Source organism: Dietzia sp. UBA5065 (genome assembly GCA_002415925.1).
Classification (GTDB): Bacteria; Actinomycetota; Actinomycetes; order Mycobacteriales; family Mycobacteriaceae; genus Dietzia.
Map to the genome: position 1 here is coordinate 1 of DIAZ01000172.1, position 5,960 is coordinate 5,960.

Sequence of the window (5,960 nt, forward strand, 5' to 3'; positions counted from 1 at the left end):
GCCGGTGACCTCGATCGGGTGCTCGGCGTTGGCCTTGCGCAGTGCCTCGAGCTCCTTGTTGCCGCCCTCGACGTTGGCGACCAGGCGCTTGGTGAAGGTGCCGTCCTGGATGTCGGACAGGATCGCCTTCATCCGCTCCTTGGTGCCGGCGTCGATCACGCGCGGGCCGGAGAGGTAGCCGCCGAACTCGGCGGTGTCGGACACCGAGTAGTTCATGCGGGCGATGCCGCCCTCGTACATGAGGTCCACGATGAGCTTGAGCTCGTGGAGCACCTCGAAGTAGGCGAGCTCGGGCTCGTAGCCGGCCTCGACCATGACCTCGAAGCCCGTCTTGACGAGCTCCTCGGTGCCGCCGCAGAGCACGGCCTGCTCGCCGAAGAGGTCGGTCTCGGTCTCGTCCTTGAAGGTGGTCTTGATGACGCCGGCGCGGGTGCCGCCGATCGCCTTGGCGTAGGACAGCGCGAGCGCCTGGCCCTCGCCCTTGGGGTCCTGCTCCACGGCGATGAGCGCCGGGACGCCCTTGCCGTCGACGAACTGGCGGCGCACCAGGTGGCCGGGGCCCTTGGGGGCGACCATCGCGATGGTGATGTTCGCGGCCGGCTTGATGAGGCCGAAGTGGATGTTGAGGCCGTGACCGAAGAACAGCGCGTCGCCGTCGCCGAGGTTGGGCTCGATGTCCTCGGTGAAGATCTGCGCCTGCGAGGTGTCGGGGGCGAGCAGCATGATGACGTCGGCCCACTTCGCCGCCTCGGCGGCGGTCTTGACGGTGAGGCCGGCCTCCTCCGCCTTGGCGCGGGACTTGGAGCCCTCCCGCAGGCCGATGACGACCTCCACACCGGAGTCGCGCAGGCTCAGCGAGTGCGCGTGACCCTGCGAGCCGTAACCGATCACGGCGACCTTCCGGCCCTGGATCAGCGACAGATCAGCCGCATCGTCGTAGAACATCTCCACTGCCATGGTGGATTCCCTTCGTGTTGGTGATAGAAGTCGAGACTATCGAGTGGTGTTGATGGACTTGGGACCGCGTCCCAGCGCGACCATCCCGGACTGCACGATCTCGCGGATCCCGTAGCCGTCGAGCATGCGCAGGAGCGCGTCGAGCTTGTCCGGGGTGCCGGTGGCCTCGAGCGTGACCGATTCGGGCGAGACGTCCACGACGTGCGCTCGGAACAGGCTCGCGATCTCGACGATCTGGCCGCGGTTGGTGGCGTCGGCGCGGACCTTGACCAGGGTGAGTTCGCGCGAGACCGAGCCCGCCGGGTCCTGCTCGACGATCTTGATGACGTTGACCAGCTTGTTGAGCTGCTTGGTCACCTGTTCGAGCGGGAAGTCCTCGACGTTCACGACGATCGTCATGCGAGACAACCCGTCGGTCTCCGTGGGTCCCACGGCCAGCGACTCGATGTTGAACCCGCGTCGGGAGAACAGGGACGCCACGCGCGCGAGCACGCCCGGCTTGTCCTCCACCAGGACGCTCAGGGTGTGGGAGCGAGCGGTCACTTGTCCTCCTCCTGCTGGGCGAGCACCGCGGCGTCGATCCGCTCGGTCGCCTCGTGGATCTCCGCCGGGTCGTCCGCGGCGGATTCCGAGTCGTCGAACAGCGGTCGGATGTCCCGGGCCGCCATGATCTCGTCGTTGGACGTGCCGGCGGCGACCATCGGCCACACCTGCGCGTCCTTGCCCACGATGAAGTCGATGAGCACCGGGCGGTCGTTGATCTCGCGGGCCTTGGCGATCACCTCGTCGACGTCCTCCGCGCGCTCACAGCGGAACGCCACACAGCCGAGGGCCTCGCCGAGCTTGACGAAGTCGGGGATGTGCATGGAGTGGGTCGACAGGTCCGTCTGCGAGTACCGCTTGTCGTAGAAGAGCGTCTGCCACTGGCGGACCATGCCGAGGTTGCCGTTGTTGATCAGGGCCACCTTGATGGGCGCGCCCTCGATCGCACAGGTGGCGAGCTCCTGATTGGTCATCTGGAAGCACCCGTCGCCGTCGATGGACCACACCTCGGCGTCCGGTCGGCCGAACTTCGCGCCCATGGCCGCGGGCACCGAGTACCCCATGGTCCCGAGGCCGCCCGAGTTCAACCAGGTCCGCGGCTTCTCGTAATGGACGAACTGCGCGGCCCACATCTGGTGCTGACCCACGCCGGCGCAGTAGATGGCGTCCGGGCCGGCCGCCGCACTCAGGCGCTCGATGACGTACTCGGGCGAGAGCGACCCGTCCGACTGCGGGCCGTACCCGAGCGGGTACTCGGCCCGGATCTCGTCCAGGTGCCCCACCCACGCGGCGGGTTCCGTGAGGACGCCGGAGTCGCGGTCGCCGCGCATCGTCTCGACGAGCTCGACCAGCACCTCCTTGATGTCCCCGACGATCGGCACGTCGACGGTGCGGTTCTTCCCGATCTCCGCCGGGTCGATGTCCGCGTGGATCACCTTGGCGTCCGGGGCGAACGTGTCGAGCCGGCCGGTCACCCGGTCGTCGAAGCGGGCACCCAGGGTGATGAGCAGATCCGAACGCTGGAGCGCCGCCACCGCGGCGACCGTGCCGTGCATCCCCGGCATGCCGTAGTGCAGGCGGTGCGAATCGGGGAACGCCCCACGCGCCATGAGCGTGGTGACCACGGGGATGCCCGACAGCTCGGCGAGCGCCAGCAGCTCCTGCGAGGCATCGGCCTTGATCACGCCGCCGCCCACGTACAGCACGGGCTGCTTGGCCTTGGCGATGAGCCGGGCCGCCTCGCGGATCTGCTTGCCGTGCGGTTTGGTCACCGGACGGTATCCGGGGAGCTTCATCTCCGGCGGCCACGAGAAGGTCATCTCGGCCTGGAGGACGTCCTTCGGGATGTCCACCAGGACCGCACCCGGTCGGCCGGTCTGGGCGATGTGGAACGCCTCGGCGATCATCCGCGGGATGTCCTCCCCGTGGGAGACCAGGAAGTTGTGCTTGGTGATCGGCATCGTGATGCCGGAGATGTCGGCCTCCTGGAAACCGTCCGTCCCGATGAGCGCGGTACCCACCTGGCCGGTGATGGCCACGATGGGGACCGAGTCCATCTGCGCGTCCGCGAGCGGGGTCACCAGGTTGGTGGCCCCGGGACCCGACGTGGCCATGCAGACACCGACCTTGCCGGTGGCCTGGGCGTACCCGGTGGCGGCGTGTCCCGCGCCCTGCTCGTGCCGGACCAGCACGTGGCGGACCTTGACCGAGTCGTAGAGCGGATCGTAGACGGGCAGGATCGCCCCGCCGGGGATGCCGAAGACGACCTCGACGCCGATCTCCTCCAACGATCTCACGACCGCCTGGGCGCCCGTCATCCTCTCGGGGGCCGCGGGTCGGGCCTTCTGCTCTGCACCCGGACGCGGTCCGGGCTGTGCCGTTGGTGCGCTCACTTCAACTGTCCTTCATGCTGGTCGTGGAGCTGTCAATCGTCGCCTTCAGGGGCCCGGTGGGACCGCTGGAACCCGGCAACAAAAAACCCCCGACGGCCACGGGGGCCGGCGAGGGTGCGCGTCGACGGAAAGCCAGGTGACGGCTCAGGCGTCGACGCGCCGGCCGAGTACTAGACCGTTCCAGGTGTTCACGGGGCCAGCGTAGGTCGCGCCCGGTGGGATCGTCAACTCGTGGAACGTCCATCCCACATAGTGGACCGTGAGACACTGGGACGACCATGAGCGCCCCATTCACAGCCCCCCTCCCGGAGTCGACGCCCAAGGACCGCGCACTCTTCCGGGTCAATCCCATGTCCTATCTCGTGATCGGGATCGTCGTGATGGCGATCCTCTGGCCCGTCACCGCCTATCCCGCCACCCTCGGATGGCTCGTCCTGCTGCCGATCGGTTTCGGGTGGTGGGTCGCCCGGACCAACACGCGACTCGACGAGGACGGCGTCCACCTGACCACGTGGCGGACCCGGAGGTCCGTGCCGTGGGTGGAGGTGAAGGGCGTGATGTTCCCCAAGAACGGGTTCGCCCGGCTGATCACCACCTCGGAGGACTCATACCCGATGGGCGGGGTCTCCTTCCACGACCTCCCCCGGCTCTCCGAGGCCAGCCGCGGGCGCATCCGCGACCCCTACGACGCCTCCTGACCGACCGCCACCCGACCTCCGGCCGGCCGGCACCCGCTCGGCGACCGCCTGGCGGCGCATCCCCATCCGCTCGTAGGCCAGGGTGACCGCGATACCCAGCACGATCCCGGCCACCGCCCAGCCGGACAGGACCCAGACCGCGTGCCCGAGCCCCGCCTCCCAGCTCGAGTCGAAGAACATGATCGAGCGCAGCCCGAGGTACGCCTGGTGCATCGGCTGGAAGGACCCGATCGTCACGAACACCGGGGGAAGCATCTGGGTCGGGGTGGCGCCTCCCGAGGTGGGGATCCCCAGCACCACGAACAGCACGAGGTTCACCAGGAGACCGGCGTTCCCGATGGCCGCGATGATCGTGTGCGCGCACACCCCGACCGCGACGATCACCAGGTTCGAGAACCAGAACATGTCCCACGGGTCGTAGCCCGTGAGCCCGACGATGTCGGCGACGAGAAGGGTCAGCCCGGACACCAGCGGAGCGGTCACCGCGGTCACCACCCACTTGCGCACCAGCGTCTGGAGCCGCCCGAACGGCGCCACGTGCACGTTGAGGGCGAGGGGTCCGATCTCCAGGGGGATGAACCCGAGCCGGGCGTCCAGGAGCGCGGAGATGATCATCGCCCCGGTGAAGCCGGCGAGCACGACGATCAGCGCGTAGAACATCGGGAGTGAGGCGTTGGACACCCCGTCCGGGAGCGGGTTCCACGCCACGACGTCGACCCGCACGGGATCCCCGAGCGCCAGGGCCGCCGCCGCACCGACCGTCCTGCCCTCGGCCTCGGCGAGCAGCCGTGAGTCGGACAGGATCGTGCTCCCCATCCGATCGTGGAACGAGGTCCGTATCGCCTCGGCCATGGTCTGCATGACCTGACCCGAGACGATCGACACCCGCGGCGAGTACTCGAGGGTGATCCGGGCAGGGGCCGGAGGTTCCCCGCGGTCCCCCCCCTCGGTGGCTGCGGCCTCCACGAGCTCGACCACCCGCTGGCTGAGGTCGGGGGGCATCCGCACCGCGCCGAAGTAGGACCCGTCGCGGAGTCCCTCCTCGGCCGCGGCGGCGTCCACCACGTGCAGTCGGATCCGCGTCCAGTCGTTGTTCTGGAGCAGCCCCGCCGTGATCTGCGTGCCCACGTCGAGCTGCCGTGGGCCGATCGGCGTCTCGAGTGACGCGCCCCGGTCCTCGTCCACCACGGCGACCGGGATGTGGCGGGCATGGGACTGGGGATCCGCGGTCCCGCCCAGGTACATGAACGCCAGGAGGAAGAACAGGCCGCACACGAGGACGACCGCCCCGGCCGAGTGCGAGGCGAACTCCCGGAAGCCTCCCGTGTGTCCGGAATCGACCGGTCGCCGCGATGCCGGGTCTGTCATGTGCAACCTCGCTCCACTGGGCCGGGCGGCCCACCGTGACGAGGGTAGCGCCACGGCGGGGCGTATCGTGGGGAGGTCACGGCGTCGTCGACCCCGGTCCGCCGCCATCCCCGCCACGTCGGATCGAGGTCCCATGCCGCCCCTGAGGTCACGCACCAGCACCGCCGGACGCAACGCCGCGGGGGCCCGCGCCCTCTGGCGTGCGACCGGCATGACCGACTCGGACTTCGGCAAGCCGATCATCGCGATCGCCAACTCGTACACCCAGTTCGTCCCCGGTCACGTGCACCTCAAGAACGTCGGCGAGATCGTCGCCGAGCAGATCGCCGCGGCCGGCGGCGTGGCCCGCGAGTTCCACACCATCGCGGTGGACGACGGGATCGCGATGGGCCATGCCGGCATGCTCTACTCGCTGCCGAGCCGCGAGATCATCGCCGACTCGGTCGAGTACATGGTCAACGCCCACACCGCGGACGCGCTGGTGTGCATCTCCAACTGCGAC

The 5,960-nt window shown here is 69.1% G+C and carries 6 protein-coding genes; 2 read left to right on the forward strand and 4 right to left on the reverse strand.

The annotated features are described in order from the left end of the window. From ilvC to B4M60_RS14025, 3 genes are all read right to left on the reverse strand, one after another. On the reverse strand, positions 1-957 hold a 957-nt coding region (gene ilvC, locus B4M60_RS14015; protein WP_291085312.1), incomplete at its 3' end, for a ketol-acid reductoisomerase. 36 nt (positions 958-993) lie between these two features. Continuing rightward, positions 994-1,500 (reverse strand): acetolactate synthase small subunit, encoded by a 507-nt coding sequence (ilvN, locus tag B4M60_RS14020; RefSeq protein ID WP_291085315.1) that lies wholly within the window; start codon positions 1,498-1,500, stop codon positions 994-996. Then, the gene (locus tag B4M60_RS14025; protein ID WP_291085318.1) at positions 1,497-3,392 is read right to left on the reverse strand and encodes an acetolactate synthase large subunit; all 1,896 of its coding nucleotides are present in this window, start codon (positions 3,390-3,392) and stop codon (positions 1,497-1,499) included. Before B4M60_RS14025 ends, ilvN begins: the two co-directional genes overlap by 4 nt. A gap of 278 nt (positions 3,393-3,670) precedes the next feature. On the opposite strand from B4M60_RS14025, the gene B4M60_RS14030 reads away from it, so the two are divergent. Beyond that, positions 3,671-4,090, forward strand: a complete 420-nt coding sequence (locus B4M60_RS14030; protein ID WP_291085321.1) for a PH domain-containing protein — start codon at positions 3,671-3,673, stop codon at positions 4,088-4,090. Here the strand turns inward: B4M60_RS14030 and B4M60_RS14035 are convergent. Further along, positions 3,998-5,458 carry a YhgE/Pip domain-containing protein gene (locus B4M60_RS14035; protein WP_291085324.1) on the reverse strand — a complete coding sequence of 487 codons (1,461 nt, stop codon included), beginning with the start codon at positions 5,456-5,458 and terminating at the stop codon, positions 3,998-4,000. The genes B4M60_RS14030 and B4M60_RS14035 overlap by 93 nt on opposite strands. Positions 5,459-5,591: 133 nt before the next feature. On the opposite strand from B4M60_RS14035, the gene B4M60_RS14040 reads away from it, so the two are divergent. Next, on the forward strand, positions 5,592-5,960 hold a 369-nt coding region (locus B4M60_RS14040; RefSeq protein ID WP_291085328.1), incomplete at its 3' end, for a dihydroxy-acid dehydratase.